The organism is bacterium Scap17 (assembly GCA_013376735.1).
Lineage (GTDB): Bacteria > Pseudomonadota > Gammaproteobacteria > Pseudomonadales > Halomonadaceae > Cobetia.
In genome coordinates this window covers 2,404,592-2,421,391 of the sequence record VINJ01000001.1, presented here as the reverse complement: position 1 = coordinate 2,421,391, position 16,800 = coordinate 2,404,592, and the positions used below count along the sequence as shown (strand labels likewise).

At 62.2% G+C, this 16,800-nt stretch carries 14 protein-coding genes; 9 read left to right on the top strand and 5 right to left on the bottom strand.

Annotated elements, in window-relative coordinates; all coding sequences use genetic code 11:
- Window positions 1–11 precede the first annotated feature (11 nt).
- Entirely contained in the window at window positions 12–947 is a 936-nt protein-coding gene (locus FLM52_10300) for a LysR family transcriptional regulator (GenBank protein ID NVN56180.1), read from the bottom strand.
- Between the two features lie 307 nt (window positions 948–1,254).
- On the opposite strand from FLM52_10300, the gene FLM52_10295 reads away from it, so the two are divergent.
- The 5 genes from FLM52_10295 to FLM52_10275 all read left to right on the top strand — a co-directional run bounded on the left by FLM52_10295 (window position 1,255) and on the right by FLM52_10275 (window position 7,462).
- Window positions 1,255–2,238, top strand: coding sequence for a DMT family transporter (locus FLM52_10295; GenBank protein NVN56179.1), 984 nt, complete (start codon window positions 1,255–1,257; stop codon window positions 2,236–2,238).
- A gap of 302 nt (window positions 2,239–2,540) precedes the next feature.
- Window positions 2,541–3,632, top strand: coding sequence for a helix-turn-helix domain-containing protein (locus FLM52_10290; protein ID NVN56178.1), 1,092 nt, complete (start codon window positions 2,541–2,543; stop codon window positions 3,630–3,632).
- A gap of 205 nt (window positions 3,633–3,837) precedes the next feature.
- Window positions 3,838–4,776 carry a trimeric intracellular cation channel family protein gene (locus FLM52_10285; GenBank protein ID NVN56177.1) on the top strand — a complete coding sequence of 313 codons (939 nt, stop codon included), beginning with the start codon at window positions 3,838–3,840 and terminating at the stop codon, window positions 4,774–4,776.
- A gap of 128 nt (window positions 4,777–4,904) precedes the next feature.
- On the top strand, window positions 4,905–5,795 hold the full coding sequence (locus FLM52_10280; GenBank protein NVN56176.1) for a LysR family transcriptional regulator: 891 nt from the start codon (window positions 4,905–4,907) through the stop codon (window positions 5,793–5,795).
- Between the two features lie 248 nt (window positions 5,796–6,043).
- Window positions 6,044–7,462 (top strand): NERD domain-containing protein, encoded by a 1,419-nt coding sequence (locus tag FLM52_10275; GenBank protein NVN56175.1) that lies wholly within the window; start codon window positions 6,044–6,046, stop codon window positions 7,460–7,462.
- A gap of 123 nt (window positions 7,463–7,585) precedes the next feature.
- Here the strand turns inward: FLM52_10275 and FLM52_10270 are convergent, their stop codons facing one another.
- From FLM52_10270 to trxA, 3 genes are all read right to left on the bottom strand, one after another.
- A complete protein-coding gene (locus FLM52_10270) occupies window positions 7,586–8,569 on the bottom strand; it encodes an alpha/beta fold hydrolase (GenBank protein NVN56174.1) in 984 nt (327 codons plus the stop codon).
- 231 nt (window positions 8,570–8,800) lie between these two features.
- The gene (locus FLM52_10265; GenBank protein ID NVN56173.1) at window positions 8,801–9,919 is read right to left on the bottom strand and encodes a hypothetical protein; all 1,119 of its coding nucleotides are present in this window, start codon (window positions 9,917–9,919) and stop codon (window positions 8,801–8,803) included.
- A gap of 203 nt (window positions 9,920–10,122) precedes the next feature.
- Window positions 10,123–10,446 carry a thioredoxin gene (trxA, locus tag FLM52_10260; GenBank protein NVN56172.1) on the bottom strand — a complete coding sequence of 108 codons (324 nt, stop codon included), beginning with the start codon at window positions 10,444–10,446 and terminating at the stop codon, window positions 10,123–10,125.
- Window positions 10,447–10,935: 489 nt separating this feature from the next.
- On the opposite strand from trxA, the gene FLM52_10255 reads away from it, so the two are divergent.
- The 4 genes from FLM52_10255 to chrA all read left to right on the top strand — a co-directional run bounded on the left by FLM52_10255 (window position 10,936) and on the right by chrA (window position 15,360).
- Window positions 10,936–11,298 (top strand): metalloregulator ArsR/SmtB family transcription factor, encoded by a 363-nt coding sequence (locus FLM52_10255; GenBank protein ID NVN56171.1) that lies wholly within the window; start codon window positions 10,936–10,938, stop codon window positions 11,296–11,298.
- Window positions 11,299–11,412: 114 nt separating this feature from the next.
- Window positions 11,413–12,462 carry an ArsJ-associated glyceraldehyde-3-phosphate dehydrogenase gene (locus tag FLM52_10250; GenBank protein ID NVN56170.1) on the top strand — a complete coding sequence of 350 codons (1,050 nt, stop codon included), beginning with the start codon at window positions 11,413–11,415 and terminating at the stop codon, window positions 12,460–12,462.
- 1 nt (window position 12,463) lies between these two features.
- Window positions 12,464–13,783: an organoarsenical effux MFS transporter ArsJ gene (arsJ, locus tag FLM52_10245; protein NVN56169.1), complete on the top strand. Its 1,320-nt coding sequence runs from the start codon at window positions 12,464–12,466 to the stop codon at window positions 13,781–13,783.
- A gap of 314 nt (window positions 13,784–14,097) precedes the next feature.
- Window positions 14,098–15,360, top strand: a complete 1,263-nt coding sequence (gene chrA, locus FLM52_10240) for a chromate efflux transporter (GenBank protein ID NVN56168.1) — start codon at window positions 14,098–14,100, stop codon at window positions 15,358–15,360.
- A gap of 117 nt (window positions 15,361–15,477) precedes the next feature.
- On the opposite strand, the gene FLM52_10235 is transcribed toward chrA, so the two are convergent.
- Window positions 15,478–16,683, bottom strand: coding sequence for a GAK system CofD-like protein (locus FLM52_10235; GenBank protein ID NVN56167.1), 1,206 nt, complete (start codon window positions 16,681–16,683; stop codon window positions 15,478–15,480).
- Window positions 16,684–16,800: the final 117 nt, after the last annotated feature.

The following is a 16,800-nucleotide window of genomic DNA, read 5'->3' as shown; positions in this document are numbered from 1 at the left end:
GGGGTGTTCGCTCACGTCTTGTGTGACAGCCCCAGCTGCTGGCGAAGCCACGGCAGCATGATCTGCTCTGCCTGATGCGCCCGTGCGCCGGGGTAGACCAGATGGAATCCCTGGCCCTGATCCGGCAGGCCACACAGGGTGACCAGTTGCCCCTTCGCGATGCCTTCCGCCGCCATCAGGCGCGGTGTCAGCGCGATACCCTGATCCGCCAGAGCGGCATCGATCGCGAGACTGGTGTGATTGACCCAGAGGCGATCGGCCTTCTCCAGGCCCGAGAAGTGCGCCGCAAAGGTATGCCACCCCTGATGGCTGTCCTCGATCAATACGCACCCGCGCATATCGAGCCTATCCAGTCGCTCGCCCAGCTGTTCCCGATAGCCGGGACTGCAAACGGCGATACGCTCAAGCCCCGTCAACCATATTGCCTTGAGTCCGGCGTCATGCTGGCCATAGCCCTGGCGGATGGCGAGATCGACCCCGTCCTGATGCAGATTCGAAAGGCCCTCGCTTGCATGTACCCGCAGTTGCCATTCGGGATGTGCGTGGCGAAAGCTTGCCAGACGGGGCATCAGCCACTTGGCGGCAAAGGAGGGGGGGACGCTCAATGACAGGGTGGTGTCAGCGGGGTCATGGATGACATCGCGCACGGCCTTATCGATATTGCCCAGCGCCAGGGCGATCTGCTCATGGAAGCGCTGGCCCGCGTGAGTCAATGCCAGACCACGCGGGAGACGATGGAAAAGCTTTATCCCGAGCTGTGTTTCCAGCTCGCGTACACGCTGCGCCACGGCGCTCTGGGTGAGCGACAGCTCTTGCGCCGCGCGGCGAAAGTTGAGATGGCGCGCTGCTGCATCAAAGGCCGGCAGCGCGCCCAGGCGCAGTTTCGTGTTCAGGTTCTTGCTCATGTTCAGGGGCGTGCTCATGTTCAGGCTCATGTTAAGCGCCATGGGCGCTTGGCCGGCCGAGGGCGACGATACCCCTTCGGCACCAGCACGCTATCCGAGCGTGAAGCCGGCGCACCACGAGTGTCGCCTAATGAGATGAGAGTGAAGATTTTCTACACGGTAATGCAAATAATGCACGCTTGTCGCGACGCGGAGCACAGCCGAACATGGCGCTATCGGCCAAACATGGTGCCGCCGGCCAAACATGGTGCCGCCGGCCTCACATGACGCTATCGCCCCCCACATGGCGCTATCGCCAGGGGTGCCATGTGGTTGGCTCCCCAAGTATCCTCGCCACAAGGAGTCCCCCATGCCTCGCTCACGATTCTCGGCACATCTTGCCTTTCTGGCGCTCGGTATCATCTGGGGCAGCAACTTCCTGTTCATGAAATGGGCAGCGGAGTGGATCACCCCGGGTCAGGTGACACTGCTGCGTGTCGTGGCAGGCTTCATCCCCTTGGCCCTTTATGCTGCCTGCCAAGGCGTCCTGCACCGGGCGCACTGGCGCCATCTACATCACTTCGTTGTCATGGCGCTGTTGGCGAGGGCGCTGTACTACCTGGCATTCGCCTATGGCAGTTCGGTATTGCTGTCGAGTGTCGCGGGCATGCTCAGCGGCGCCATTCCGCTCTTCACCTTCGTGGCGGCGGCCCTGTTCCTGCGCAACGAGCCGATCAATGCACGTTCGATCACCGCCACCTTGCTCGGCATCATCGGTATCGCGTTGATTGCCCGCCCATGGCAGGGGCTGCAGGCGGATGTCTCGTTGGCGGGCGTGGCTGCCATGCTTGGCGGCGCGTTGTGTGTCGGCTTGTCATTCGTCTATGCCAAGCGCTTCGTGATGCCGTTGGCGATCCCTTCGCTGGCCCTGGCTACTTATCAGACTGGGATAGCCACTCTGCTGCTGCTCGCTGTCATTGATCTTGAGGGTATCCTGGCGCTGAGCAACGACGGCGTTGCCTTGACCGGGCTGGTAATCGGCCTCGGGGTGTTGGGAACCGGCGTGGCCTATGTGCTTTATTACTTCATCGTCGGCGAACTTGGCGCCATCAAGGCCTCTGGTGTAACCTACCTGCCTCCGGTGGTCGCCGTCATCATCGGTGTGCTGCTGATAGGAGAGCCCATCCGCGGACTCGACCTGCTGGCAATGGCGATCATTCTGGTGGGCGTCATCCTGTTGCAATCCGCGCGACAGATGCAGGAGGTAGCGCCTCCCAATCCAGATGACTTCGAAACTGAACAGGTATTGCCACGTTCAGGTGGCCTCGAGACCTCGAATCACTCGGCGCGATGATCAACACCTGGGATCACGATTGAGGCCGCAGCAGAGAAGCACGGCTGAGCATCGCAACTGCATTTCGCGATAGTGACGGGGAATGATCGAACGCCTGTTGCTGCACCCTGCCTGTGAGCGGGGTACAGCATCATGTTTCATCCGGTGTGACCTGTCTCAACCCTGTGCCACTTACCTCGAATGCATGACACGGGTAAGGTTGAGGAAAATGGCCACAGGTTGATGAAATTTGCCTCATGTCTGAACCGCAGTCCGCCCCCTCTGAATCCTCCGGGCTTTCAGAACAGCCCGCGCCATTCCTCATGCTTCCTCGAGCGTCGGCGTCGGAGTCTCTCTCTGCGCCGTATCCGCGCCCGGATTCACCGCCGCTGCTGGCGCCGTATCCGCGCCCGGATTCACCGCCGCTGCTGGCGCCGGGGGCCGCCGAGCACACGCTGAATGTCTGGTTGGTGCCGCGCTTCTCGATGTTGACGTTGTTTTGTCTGCTGGAACCGCTACGGGTCGCCAATCGCTTCGGACGGCCGCTGTTCGCCTGGCGCCTGCTGTCCAGTGATGGCGAGGCTGTCGTGGCCAGCAATGGCGTACGCATCGACGTCGATGGTGCCTTGTCGTCTCTGGTCGATGAGCCGTCGTCGGGTGGCCAGGGTGGGGCGCAGACGCGCTTGATGGTGGTGTCATCCTACGGGCCGGAAGTCAGCGTCGGCAGCCAGGCGCGTGGCGTGATTCGTCATCTGGCAGCCCACGGCGCCTGGTTGGGAGGCTTGGACACCGCTCCCTTCATTCTGGCGCGCGCCGGGGTGCTCGCCGGTCATCGGGTCGCCCTGCATTGGGAGAGCGTGCCGGCCTTTCGCGAGGAATTTCCTCAACTCGAGATCAGTCAGGCCGACTATGAATGGCAGGGCGAGCGGCTGACGGGGTCTGGCGGCGCGGCCAGTATCGACATGATGCTGGCGTGGATCGAGTTTCTGTACGGGCCGTCGCTGGCGGACGCCGTCGGGTGGCAGCTGGTGCATCAGCGCGGACATCTGGCCACGCCTGCTGCGGTCAGCACTCGAGACGATTCGCTGCCACGTAGTGTGGTCAAGGCGCTGGCCGTGATGGAGGCCAATCTTGCCCAGGTGCTCTCGATCCCCGACATCTGCCGTCTGGTCGGCCAATCCCAGCGCCAGTTGACGCGTCTGTTCATGGCGCATTTTGAGGAAACGCCCAAGCAGCGCTATCTCGGCATGCGCCTGGATCATGCGCGGTGTGTATTGGCCGACAGCAGTCGCAGCGTTTCCCAGGCGGCCCTCGGCGTCGGGTTCGCGCATCTGGCGCACTTCTCGCGTGCCTATCGTCAGCGATTCGGGGAGCCGCCCAGCGCGACCGCCCGCCGTGGTCAGGTCTCGCCCTGAAGCGGCCCACCATCCTGCGCTCCCTGAAGGTGGCGCGGATGACATGAGGGCGCAAAAAAAGCCGCCAAAGGGAGTATGATCGCGCCGCTGCGCCGAAACGCCATCGCAGCAGACGACTTGGCAGAAGAGGCCATCACGGTTCGCGACAAGCATATACGCCATTGTTTCATGCGCACGCCAGCGCACTGCAGGAGGCTTCACGAGAATGAACTGGATAACCTGGCTCGACCTGGCCGGTGTGATGATCTTTGCCCTGACCGGTGTCGTCGTGGCGTGCCGTTCACGCATGGACCCGATCGGCATGCTGGTACTGGGTGCCGTGACCGGTATCGGCGGTGGTACGCTGCGTGATCTCGTGCTGGGGATCGGCCCGGTGTTCTGGGTCGAGCAGCCGATCTATCTGTGGGTCATCCTGTTGACGGTGCTGGTGGCGACGCTCGGCTTTCATTATATCCATCGCCTGACGCGGGTTTTCCTACCGGTCACCGATGCCTTCGGGTTGGCGCTGTTTACGGTGTTGGGCGCACACAAGGCGCGCATGCTGGGCGTGGATGGCATCGTGGCCGTCCTGATGGGCACCATGAGCGGCGTGGCGGGTGGCATGATCCGCGATGTGCTCGCACGTCGTGTACCGATGGTGCTGCGTCAGGAAATCTATGCCTCCGCGTCGCTGGCGGGTGGCATTCTCTATATCGCGCTTCTCGAGGCTGGCGTTGGCCTGGCGTGGGCCACCGGCGCTGCCATCGTGCTGATACTGGCGATTCGCCTGCCGGCGATCTATTGGCATTTGACCTTGCCGACCTTTGCCTGGGTGATCATTTCGCCTCCTCCACTGGCTTCGCAGCCCGCAGGTCATGGGCATGGCCCATCCTTATCGGGAGGAGAGGGCAATGGCTCGGCATCTGAGGATAGGGTCGATGGTACGGCGGCTGAGAAAGGTGGGAATTCGCACGCACCAATCGAGGACAAGCCTTCTCGGTGCTCGGAATTCGCGACGACGCTGGGCGGCTCGATCGGCACCAGCGATGTTCCCCCTTCTGATCAGTTGGAGACGCCTCCTGCGCCACCTTCATTGCCGCGGCGCACGCCCAAGGCACGCGTCAGGATGTTGCGCCCCGGAGAGCGTCGGCGTGGCGGGTTCTAGGCGATCCTTTTGCTGGGTGATTTTATCGGCAAGCAATATTGCAAAAGCGATCCTGATGCGGATGATTATTGTGATTTCTGCAAAGATGCATGGGACCATGCATCTTGCACTTTCAAGGAGATCACAGCATGCGCAGCCGTTCGGATGACCTCGAGTTGCTACTGGCCGTGGTGGATAGCGGGGGCTTCAGCGCCGCCGCCAATCGGTTGAACATTCCGGTGGCCAAGGTATCGCGGGCCATCCAGCGCCTGGAGGGTGAGCTGGAAACGCCGCTGCTGAATCGCACCACACGCAGCGTGGCACTGACCGATGAGGGGCGCGGCTTCGTCGAGCGCGTGCGCGAGGGCTTGTTGCTGCTCGGCAGTGCCGAAGAGGCTCTGTTGCAGCAGCGCGATCAGCCCAGCGGGCGGCTGCGCGTCGATGCCGCGAGCCCCTTCGTGCTGCATCAACTGGTGCCGCTGGTCGCGGAGTTCTCCCGTTGCTATCCCGGCATCGCGCTGGAGCTGTCAGCGGCCGATGACATCATCAATCTGCTGGAACAGCGTACCGATGTGGCCATCCGCATCGGCGAGCTGGATGACTCCACGCTGCACGCCAAGGTACTGGGCCGCTCCACGCTGCATCTGGTCGCAAGCCCTGCCTATCTGGCCGAGCATGGCGTGCCGTCCAGTGTCGCGGCGCTGCAGGCCCATCAGCTGCTGGGGTTCCTGCCCCCCAGTCGTCTCAATCGCTGGCCGCTCAAGGGTGCCGCACAGGGCTTCGACACGACCCCTCATCTGCCGACCACCAGTGGCGAAGTCATGCGTCAGCTGTGCCTGGCGGGACATGGTATCGCCCTGATCTCGCGCTTCATGCTGGGCAATGATCTCAAGACCGGCGCTCTGGTGGAAGTGTTGCCCGGGCAGGTCCAGAGTCCCAATCCCCGCGAGCAGATCCAGGCGGTCTATTACCGCAACAGCACGCTGTCGCCACGCATCAGCGCCTTCGTCGAGTTTCTCGCCACCCGCCTGACGCTGTGAGTGGCTGATGTCTGGCGCCCCAGACTTGCCCTGACAACAGCGGATAAAGGGGCGCTGATTTGTCCTGGCACAGAGTTTTAACGATTATCCCGCACCTGAAGCATGGCAGTGAAGTCGGGCTGATTTAAATAAAGTTTATAATCTCTTGATGAAATCTGTTTATTGACGCATGTTGCATGGCGTATTTTACGGGCAATAGCGATATATTGGGCTGAGAAGGATGTAATCAGCGCTTCAGGGACGAGCAGATGATAGCCAAGGAAAAAGAGGCCTACAGTGGCGACGATGAGCGCGCCAGATATGGTCACCGCCAGGAAGAGGATGTGGCCTTCCATCTACGGCGTGCCTTCGGGGACGACCCCGAGGTCGTGATCTTCAATGATCTGCGACTGAAACATGGTGAAGAGAATGCCCAGATCGATCATCTGGTCATGCATCCCTTCGGCTTCATCATCATCGAGTCGAAAAGCATCACTGGTGAAGTCAGGGTCAATGCGGCAGGTGAATGGCAGCGCAGCTATCGGGGCAATTGGTCTGGGCTCAAGTCACCACTGCGTCAGGCGGAATTGCAGCAGGATATTCTCAAGCGCCTGTTGATCGAGCATCGCGCTCGTTTGATGAACAAGACCCTGGGGCTGCAAGGCGGCTTTGCCGGTCGACAATGGAAAGTGCTGTGCGCCGTCTCAAGCAATGCCATCGTGCACCGTGACGATATGGCCAAGGGGGTCTCGGCTCAGGTGGTGAAGCCGGAGTTTCTCCACGAGCAGGTCAGTGGTCTGATCGGGGCGCGCTCGATGGTCAAGCGTGCCTTGCTGTTCGATACGCGTCCGGAGTTCACCAAGGATGAGCTTGAACGTGTCAGCGAGTTCCTGCTCAAGCAGGACGCTCGTTCGCGTCGCGCGCATGCCGTCGAGAGCGTTCGTCGCGAGGTGAGCCGTCGCCCGCAGCCGGCAGCGAAGACACCAGACGCCGCTGACAGTACCGCGAGTCGATGGGCGGTCAATGAGGGTAGTATCCGCGAATCTGACAGCAAAGCCCTCGCCAACAAAGACCTCGCTAACAAAGATCTCGGTAACAACGGCGCGGGCTACAGTACTCATGGCGGCAATGGCATTGGCGACAATTTTCTTGGCAGCAATGGGCGTGGCGAACAGGAGCGCGGCCGCCAGGAACGCTGTAAAAAGAGGCAGGGAGGCGATTCGAATGCAGTGGCAGTTGCCATCCCCGCTGCTGCGGCAGTCAATGAGGTGAAGGCAAGCGCCGAGAGCGTCGCTCTGCCCAAAGCCGAATCCGGAGCCGAAACATCAGCGCCGTCAGCCGAGGCACCTGTCGGGTCGCCAATGCCTGAAGCGTGTCTGGCCTCGCCACAGTTGAGCGAGCATCTCGACAGAATCACCGCACGCCTGAAGGCTTCCGCCACCACGCAAGCGCCACCGGAAGTGCGAGTCCAGTGCCAGAAATGTCAGGAAAAAGATGCACTGCTGGGGCGTTACGGCCCCTACGGCTATTACGTCAAATGTCGGGTCTGCAACGCCAATACATCACTCAAGCAGGGCTGTCCGGCCTGCGAGCATCACAGCGTACGCCTGAGCAAGTCCGGGGCGGTCTACTCGGGGCAATGCCCGCAATGTGAGCACGAGTTCGTGATATTCCGACAGCCCGATTGATGTGGTGTCTTGCAGACAGACAGCGACAGTACGACAACGGCAGAATGACGACGACAGCATGACAGCGGCAGCCCTCGGGCTGCCGTCTTGCGTATTGCGGCCATGGAACTCGCATTGGCGGCTTCATTCCTTCCGAGCGGCTGCTGCCTGGCGTTCCAGCCAGTCGATCATCAGCGGCCAGTGGCTGTCTCGATGCTGGCGGCGAAAGAACCCCATATGCCCGATGGGCCCCGTAGCGTGTTGGCGTGGGTCGATCTGATGGCGCTCCAATGTGGCTTGCGTGAAATAGCCGGTCAGCAGATCAATGCCGGGGGCCGTCGCCCAAGGGTCATCGTCAAAGCCCAATACCAGCAACGGCTGGGTGACTCTGGCGAAACGGCGCTCGGCCTGCATGGAAGGATCATCGAAGAAGTAGCGTGGCAGGCTGGTCCAGCGACTCCACTCAAGGGCGACGCCGCGGGGCAGGTTCTCGCCGATGCCGAGTCGCCGCCCCGGCACATAGCCCAGGGTGCGCGATGTCAGTGGACCGATCACCTTGAGCAGGGCCGTGACCCGAAGGCGCTCGCCAAGCGGCTTGATGAAATGCAGGCAGCCTGCGTGGGAGGCCACCAGCGCCGCGGCACTCAGCAGGCGGCTCGAGTCACTCAGGCCCACGGCGTGACCACCGATGCTGTGGCCCACTGCCAGAAGCGGCAACTCTGGCCAGCGCTGTGCGGCCCAGCGGGTCACGCCCTCGACATCCTGATCGATCCAGGTGGACATGCTGGCGGCGAAGCCACGCAGTGTGGGAGGCGCCGAGCGGCCGATGCCGCGATAGTCGTAGCGCACCACTTGGAAGCCGCGGCTGGCCAGCGCCTGCGCGAAGGCGCGATAGATGGACTGCGGCACGCCAGTGGCGGGGTGGAGAAGGACGACGCCCTTTACGCTGGCGCGATGCAGGTCAGGCTCATGCACGCTCGCCGCGAGGCGATAGCCGTCTGCCGCCGCAATCTCGTACTCGTGTTCACCATTTGAGCGGGCGGGGTGTTGTGCCGTGTCGTGATTCTGTGGCGCTGTTGAAAGCGCACTGGCAGTAGCGGGGCAGGTATCCGGCAAGCGTTCGGTCATGGCGATCTGGTCTCTTTTTTATTTTGGGCTGGGCTTGTCATTAGGCTGTCTTGACACGCTGCTGGTCAGTGCAAATTCAAACGTTTGTTTGTCGTCAGTATTGTTCAGTCCTCCTGCAAGTGTCCAGCAGGGTTTCAACAGGATGAGAAACGACAACGCCCGCATTCCTGACCAAGGAATGCGGGCGTTGTCGTTCAGAGGGTCGACTCGATGGACCTCTTTATAGCCGTCTCAATTATCGACCGGCCAGACCTTGAAGATACGGTACGGCGCCTGGCCGCTGTCCTTGCCGTCATTGAAGGGCGGCGTGCTGTCGAGCTGGTTGACGGTGACATAGAGCCAGCCGTCGGCTGCCATGCGCACGCCATCCGGCCAGTCGAGACGCTCATCGCGCACCAGCGGCGTCAGTTTGCCATCGGCGCCCAGTACATCCAGCCCATGCTGATTGAGGTTGGTGAAGTAGTGGATGCCCCCGGCGGTATCCGCGCCATCGGAAACGGGCTTGTCGCCGACGCGCGTGATGGCAGCGGCGATGGTGGCGTGATCGGCGCCTTCGCGCAGCAGTCTGGCCGGTACGCTGTACCAGCTGTGGCCGGTCATGGCGCCGAAGAAGACCGTCTCTCCATCGCCGGACAGGGTGATCGGGTCGACGCCGACCTTGGCAGGCTTGCCATTGAACTGGATGTCCTTGCCATTGATCTTGAGCTTGGCACCGGGTTCTGCCTCAAGCGCCGGATGCTCGCCGAAGCGGGTGGCCTCGCCGCTCTCCAGGTCAACGGTGATCAAGCCCGGATTGGCGATGTCTGCCAGATAGGCCACGCCACGGCTGCGGTCCACCGCCAGGTCCTGCACGAAGCTACCCTCGGGGGCGATATTCGCCGGCAAAGTCAGCTTGGTGATCAGCTTGCCCGAGGCAATATCGAAGCCCCACAGGCGGGTCTTGCCCAGATGCAGCCCCATGTCGGTGATCCAAAGCCCGCCTTGGCCATCCTGGTAGATGCCCAGCGGGGAATCGATGGTGGCGTCGCTGTAGCGGCCAGCATGCGTCTGCAAGGCGGGGGAGGGCCAGGCGCGGTAGCTGTTCTGGCCGGTGATCTCGACCAGCTGCACATCGTGGTCCCCATCCATCGGGTGGATGGTGGCGAAGACCTGTCCATTGGGCGTCACTGCCACATTGCCGGGGCGAATCTGCATGACGGCGACAGAGCGCATCTCACCGTAGGCAGGCCCGGCCTTGAGCGCTGAGGTGGTGGCCGGCAGCGTCGTATGGCCGTTGGCACAGCCCGTCAGCAGGCCAGTAAGCAGGGCGATCATGCCCAGATGTCGGGGCGAACGGACGGGGTCGGGCATCAATGTTTCCTTGTCGTGATAATGCTGGTGTTACTGTCGCGATGAGCGATATCTTGAAGTCAGGGATTTCTCGATGACGATAATTTCCTGAAAAATCATGGGTATAGAGTAACCTAAAGCACCGTGCAGACCAAAAAAACGCCCTCATGGAGGGCGTTTTTTTCATTGCAGCGTCTGTGCCTTGCGGCCAGCGGCCGATTCGATCAGGCGTGACGCGAGATCATGGCATCGAAGTTTTCCTTCGGCTGGACACCGGTCAGGGCTTCGAGCTTCTCGCCAGACTTGAACAGCGCGATGGTTGGCAGTCCGCGGACGCCATTCTGGGCGGCGAGGTCCGGTGCATCATCGACATTGATGGCAACGACCTTGAGAGCATCACCCTGTTCTTCGGCGATGGATTCGACGATCGGGTCGAGCATCTTGCACGGGCCGCACCACGGTGCCCAGAACTTGACCAGTACCGGCTGCTCGCTCTCGATGACTTCCTGGGTGTAGTTGCTATCGACGACTTGTGCGAAATCCGCCATTTGTCTCTCCTGTGCATCACGAGGGATGCGTGATTCAAAAGGGCACTTGGTGTGCTTGATGGGCACACACTAACGCTGCTCGACTTTTGTTCGCAAGCGCATTCGCTTTTGAGGCCAGGCAACATATGCGTGCCGTTTGCGCAACAGTGGCGATGGTGTGACCGCCTACCCGCTGGTACACCGAGCCAAGCGACACTCTGAACGTGCTTCATTCGCCCTCCATTTACCCTTCACTCGCTGTCCATCGCTGCCATTGATTCACGCACCGGCTGTCATCCAACTTTCATGCATGTGTCACTTGATATATGGAAAAACATATATATGATATTTCATATATCACCGCGCTTCAGCCGGCTGGCAGGCAACCTGCCTTGCCATGCGTCAGGTGCCGGTGAGAGGGAATCGGGAGGGGATCAAGATGGCTCAGGCATACGCGAGGACATCGCCATGAAACCGTCAACCCATGACGCTATTGATGGGGTGGGCGGCATGGCGGCCTGCCTGACACCTTTGCAGGTCTTCAAGTGCCTTGCCGAGGATACTCGCCTGACCGTCGTGCAGCTGTTGGCTCAGATGGAAGAGTTGTGTGTCTGCGAGCTCATCTGGCTGTTGGAACAGCGCGCCATGCCCATCTCCCAACCCAAGGTCTCGCGGCATCTCGCCCAGCTGAGAGATGCTGGCCTGCTGACCAGTCAGCGGCGTGGCCAGTGGGTGCACTACCGCCTGGCACCTGATCTACCGGCCTGGTGCCATCAGATTCTCGCGACTCTCTGTCAGGCCAACGCCCGCGAGGTGTCGCGCTGGGTGGCGTGGCTGGAGACGATGCCCAACCGCCCTGTGCGCTGCTGCTGAGCGCACAGGGCGAAGAACGTTAGCCGAATCCTTTCGAACACTCTCAAGGAAATGCCCATGTGTCCTGCTCATAGCGCTCCGTCCTATTCCTCGTCCATCACCGTGCCGGAGGGCATGCCGGCCCTGCGCGTCGGCATCAACGGTTTCGGACGCATCGGTCGTCTCGCGCTGCGCGCGCTGTGGAAGCTGCGCGAGGATATCGCGCTGGACGTGGTGCGTATCAATGACCCGGGTGGCGATGCCGCGACCTTCGCTCATCTGCTGGAATTCGATTCCGTGCATGGCCAGTGGTCGTCGGGTGCCGGTATCACCAGTGACGCGGACTCCATCACCCTCGATGGTCAGCGCACGGCATTCTCAAGCCAGCGTGAGATCGGTGACACCGACTGGTCAGGCTGCGATGTGGTGATCGAGGCCTCCGGCAAGAAGAAGAGCACCGAGGTGCTGAACGCCTATCTCGAGCAGGGCGTCACGCGGGTCGTGGTCTCCGCGCCGGTAAAGGAAGAGGGCGTGCTCAACATCGTCATGGGCGTCAACGACCACCTCTACAACGCCGAACAGCATCGCATCGTGACGGCGGCCAGCTGCACCACCAACTGCCTGGCACCGGTGATCAAGGTGATTCAGGCGCAGTTCGGCATTCGTCATGGCTCCATGACCACCGTGCACGACATCACCAATACCCAGACGATTCTGGATGCGCCGCACAAGGACCTGCGCCGCGCGCGGGCCTGCGGCATGAGCCTGATTCCGACGACCACCGGTTCCGCCAAGGCGATCAGTGCCATCTTCCCGGAACTGGAAGGCCGCTTGAACGGCCACGCCATTCGCGTGCCGCTGGCCAATGCCTCGCTGACCGACATGGTGTTCGAGCTCAACCGCGAAGTGACGGTGGATGAGGTCAATCAGGCGCTGCAGTGCGCGGCAGAAGGCGAACTGGCCGGCGTGCTGGGCTACGAGACACGTCCGCTGGTGTCGATCGATTTCCGTACCGATTCCCGCTCCAGCATCATCGATGCGCCCTCGACCATGGTGGTCGCGGGTACCCAGCTCAAGCTGTACGCCTGGTATGACAACGAGTGGGGCTATGCCAATCGCACCGCAGAGCTGGCGCTGAAAGTGGGTCTGGGTGATCTGGCCGACGCCAGTACACGGGAGCGCTGACATGCTTGCCCGCCTGCGAGAGCTGCCCCATGAGGTGCGCCAGTACCTGCTGGTGACGGGGAATTACTGGGCCTTCACGCTGACGGATGGCGCACTGCGCATGCTGGTGGTGCTGCATTTCCATTCGCTGGGCTATTCGGCGCTGGATATCGCGCTGCTGTTCCTGTTCTACGAAGCCTTCGGTGTCGTCACCAACCTGGTCGGCGGTTGGCTGGGGGCAAGGCTTGGCCTCAATCGCACCATGAATGCCGGGCTTGCGATGCAGCTGGTGGCGCTCGGCATGCTGTTGGTGCCGGAGCCCATGCTGACGGTGATCTGGGTGATGATCGCCCAGGCGCTGTCGGGCATCGCCAAGGATCTCAACAAGATGAGCGCCAAGAGCGCCATCAAGGTGCTGGTGCCGAAGGGGCAGCAGGCGGCGCAGTCGCAGAGCTCGCTGTATCGCTGGGTCGCGCTGCTGACCGGTTCCAAGAATGCTCTCAAGGGTCTGGGCTTCTTCCTCGGTGGCGCGGCGCTCAGCCTCATCGGCTTCCAGGGCACGGTGTTGGCCATGTGGCTGATGCTGGCTGTGGTGCTGGTGCTGTCCCTGCGCAAGCTCTCGGCATCACTGGGGCAGAGCAAGGCCAGCCGCAAGCCGGCGTTTCGTGAGATGTTCTCGACCTCGCGAGCGGTCAATGTGCTGTCGGCGGCGCGCATGTGTCTGTTCGCTGCACGCGATGTCTGGTTCGTGGTCGCCTTGCCGGTCTATCTGGCCGAGGTACATGGCTGGAACTTCTGGACAGTCGGTATCCTGATGGCCGCGTGGGTGATCGGTTACGGCGGGGTGCAGACCCAGGCCCCGCGCATCACCGGGCCGATCGCGCGTCGCTTGCACGGTGATGCAGGCGTGCGCTGGATGACCGTGCTGCTGGCTGGTGTGCTGGCCTTGTTGCCCGCGCTGATGGCGAGCATGTCGCTGGATGTGCAGCAGGGAGTCGACAGGACTGCGGCCATCCTGCTGGGGCTGGCACCTCTCGAGTGGCTGATCATCGGCCTGCTGGTGTTCGGCGTCATCTTTGCGGTCAATTCCAGTTGGCACAGCTACCTGATCGTGCGCTTCGCGCGCAGTGAAGGCGTGTCGATGGATGTCGGCTTCTATTACATGGCCAACGCCATGGGGCGCCTGCTGGGCACCTTGCTGTCCGGCTGGCTCTATCAGGCCTATGGGCTGGAAGCCTGCCTGTGGTGGTCGGCGGCGCTGGTGGCGGCGAGCGCCGTGATGGCCATCGCACTGCCCCCTGACACGCAGCATGCCTCCACTCAGAAGACGTCGGCTACCTGATGCGCCATGACTAAAGGCGCCTTGCGCTTGATGACCCGGTGCCATAAGGCGTGTTGCTGACGCCTGAGCCAGTATGCAGAAAGCACTCCTACAGGAAGCCCTCCCCATTGATGGGAAGGGCTTCCTGTCATCTGGCGGCGATAGTCTGGTGGGTGATGCAAGGGGCGAGAATCAGGACATTGCGCATTCACCTGATGTCACCGTAGCGTCAGCAAGTGAAGAATCTTTGTATATCTCTCACATAAGTCCCTGATATAAGCTCCTGGCTGGATTTCCGGTCGTTAGCCTTTTCTTTCCGTTCCAAGAGAAACGTCATGTCACATCCGGATGAAACTGCAAGGCGTGAGCGCGACCCTGCGACGCCTGATGCCCCGCTTGCGAGCGACAAGACGCGGCGCAGTGAAGTGCTGCGCACCTTCTTCACGCTGGGACTGACCAGCTTCGGCGGCCCGATTGCCCACCTCGGATACTTCCACGATGAGCTGGTACGCAGGCGAGGCTGGTTGAGTGACAAGGCCTACGCTGAGCTGGTCGCGCTCTGTCAGTTTCTGCCGGGGCCGGCCAGCAGTCAGGTCGGGTTCGCGCTGGGCATGGTGCGTGGCGGTGGCGTGATGGGTGGGCTGCTGGCATGGATCGGCTTCACCTTGCCGTCTGCGCTGGCGTTGCTGGTATTGGCACTGGTGGCCGGCAGCCTCGAAGGGCCGCTGGCCTCCGGGGTGATCCACGGCTTGAAGCTGGTAGCGGTGGCCGTCGTCGCCCAGGCGATCTGGGGCATGGCACGCAAGCTGTGCCCGGATTTGCGGCGTACCTGTCTGGCGCTGTTGGCCATGCTGGGCCTGGCGCTGGCACAGAGCGCCTGGACCCAGGTCGGGGTGATCGCGATGGGCGCAGTGCTCGGCAGCCTGCTGTGTCGTGATGACAAGGCAGCATCCGTGCGCCAGCAAGCCCAGGCCGCGGGGCTGTCACTGCCGGTCTCGCCGCGCCTGGCGCGCTACTGCCTGATCGCGTTCTTCGTGTTGTTGATCGGCCTGCCGCTGGTGGCCTCCGGCAGTCTGGTCGATATCTTCTACCGTGCCGGGGCGCTGGTGTTCGGGGGCGGGCATGTGGTGCTGCCGCTATTGGAGGCCTCTACCGTCGAGACGGGGCATATCGCGGCCGATACCTTCCTCACCGGCTATGGCGCCGCCCAGGCGGTGCCGGGGCCGCTGTTCACCTTTGCCGCCTGGCTGGGGGCTGGCATGGCGCAGGTGGACGGCGGTTCGGCACTGCTCGGTGCCGTCATTGCGCTGTTGAGCATCTTCCTGCCGGGGATTCTGCTGCTGATCGGTGTGGCGCCTTTGTGGGGGCGTCTGCGTGCACGTGCCGGGGCGCGCGCTGCGCTCGCCGGCGCCAATGCAGCCGTGGTGGGCGTGCTGGGCATGGCGCTCTATGACCCGCTGTGGACCACCAGCGTGCTGAGCCGTATGGACATGGTGATCGCGCTGGCCGCCTTCATCGCTCTGACGCGTTTTTCGCTGGCACCCTGGAAGCTGGTGCTGGGGATGGTGATCCTCGGCGCCCTTCGTGGCGTGATCTAAGTCTCGACGTCGTATCTGGCAAAAGAACGCCCCCGTCTGCTGTTGGCAGGCGGGGGCGTTCTTGTCTGCAGAGCAGTTCATGCATAGCAACTCATGCCGAGCGTCTCGCGGTTGGTGTCACACCAGCGACAACAGCGCGGTGACCAGCAGCTCGTTGTCGTAGTAGGGTGCGCTCTGCTCGCTGATCAAACGGGTGTCGATCACGGTGATGCCCATGCGCTCGAGCGCCTCGATGCAGGGGCCGCCGGGATAGTCACCGCGCTGGCTGTCGAGGAGCACGATGTTGAGCAGGTTCTCGGTGGGGCAGTCTTCCATGCGGCCGGTCAGGTCGGCACACAGGGTGTCGAGCAACACGCTGACCAGCTCATCCATGCGTTTGCCGGTCTGCTCCGGGTCCGGGCAGCAGTTGGGGATGTAGACCTTGGGGCAGGGGTTGGCCAGCACTGCGCGCCCGACGCCCTTGGGCAGCAGATTGGCGAGCACGCTGGAGTAGAAGCTACCGGGAGGGAAGCAGATCAGTTCGGCCGACTCGATCAACTGGCGATTGTTGGCGTGCAGCTCCGGCACCACGGGCACATGCTGGTCGCCCTCTGTCGCGGCCAGGCGCATGCGCGCGATGGGCGAATCGAGAGGGGCGACTTCCTTGCCGGTGATGCGGTGCTGACCGATGATCTCGCGGCCATCTTCCAGCGTTGCCGCCAGATGGAAATCGGCATTGACCACGGCGCGCACCGTACCGCGCACGTGTACCAGCTTGGAGAACAGGAAGATGATCTGATCCAGCTGCTGGTGATGGTTCAGATAGCCACCGGCAATGATCAGGTTGCCGATGCTGGCGCCGCGCAGATCGAAGCCTTCCGGCATGGCGTCGATGAGAAAGCCCAGCTGATGGCAGATCAGGGTGCGCATCGGTTCCGCGACCGCCATGGTCAACGGATGACGTCCGGCTGCCAGCTCGCGCAGCGTGGCGTGCAGCATCTCCGGGCGCGCTTCACGCGGCAGGCGGTGGGTAAACAGGCGATAGATGTCGGGATGGCCCAGGACACTGTCATCGGCCAGCGCCATCAGGCGTGAACGCAGGTCGCCGATGGCGGGCATCGAGAAGGCGTCGCGCAGTTTGGCTGAGCTGCCACCGGAGTCGAACGGCGTCACCAGATGGATGCTGTGGTGGGTATAGCGGGTCAGGGTGCGCGAGACCCCGGTCAGTGCGGTGCCGCCACTGAAGAACAGCACGCGCGGGCCGACTTCGGGGGCTTTCAGATAGCGCCTGACGCGCATGGGATCGGGTACACGTGCGATCCGACTGACCCTGACCTTGGCCATTGCATGGCTTCCTTTATGCTTGCATTTTTGGCATAGAGTGCCTTTTTTTACGCCCAGCGTCGCCTATTATGCACTTTCTCTCAATTCCAGCGCAGGGACTCTCGATTCCCGTCCAGT

Coding starts and splice junctions, on each gene's coding strand:
- FLM52_10300 (NVN56180.1), bottom strand. CDS start 947: ATGGCGCTTAACATGAGCCTGAACATGAGCACGCCCCTGAACATGAGC.
- FLM52_10295 (NVN56179.1), top strand. CDS start 1,255: ATGCCTCGCTCACGATTCTCGGCACATCTTGCCTTTCTGGCGCTCGGT.
- FLM52_10290 (NVN56178.1), top strand. CDS start 2,541: ATGCTTCCTCGAGCGTCGGCGTCGGAGTCTCTCTCTGCGCCGTATCCG.
- FLM52_10285 (NVN56177.1), top strand. CDS start 3,838: ATGAACTGGATAACCTGGCTCGACCTGGCCGGTGTGATGATCTTTGCC.
- FLM52_10280 (NVN56176.1), top strand. CDS start 4,905: ATGCGCAGCCGTTCGGATGACCTCGAGTTGCTACTGGCCGTGGTGGAT.
- FLM52_10275 (NVN56175.1), top strand. CDS start 6,044: ATGATAGCCAAGGAAAAAGAGGCCTACAGTGGCGACGATGAGCGCGCC.
- FLM52_10270 (NVN56174.1), bottom strand. CDS start 8,569: ATGACCGAACGCTTGCCGGATACCTGCCCCGCTACTGCCAGTGCGCTT.
- FLM52_10265 (NVN56173.1), bottom strand. CDS start 9,919: ATGCCCGACCCCGTCCGTTCGCCCCGACATCTGGGCATGATCGCCCTG.
- trxA (NVN56172.1), bottom strand. CDS start 10,446: ATGGCGGATTTCGCACAAGTCGTCGATAGCAACTACACCCAGGAAGTC.
- FLM52_10255 (NVN56171.1), top strand. CDS start 10,936: ATGGCGGCCTGCCTGACACCTTTGCAGGTCTTCAAGTGCCTTGCCGAG.
- FLM52_10250 (NVN56170.1), top strand. CDS start 11,413: ATGCCGGCCCTGCGCGTCGGCATCAACGGTTTCGGACGCATCGGTCGT.
- arsJ (NVN56169.1), top strand. CDS start 12,464: ATGCTTGCCCGCCTGCGAGAGCTGCCCCATGAGGTGCGCCAGTACCTG.
- chrA (NVN56168.1), top strand. CDS start 14,098: ATGTCACATCCGGATGAAACTGCAAGGCGTGAGCGCGACCCTGCGACG.
- FLM52_10235 (NVN56167.1), bottom strand. CDS start 16,683: ATGGCCAAGGTCAGGGTCAGTCGGATCGCACGTGTACCCGATCCCATG.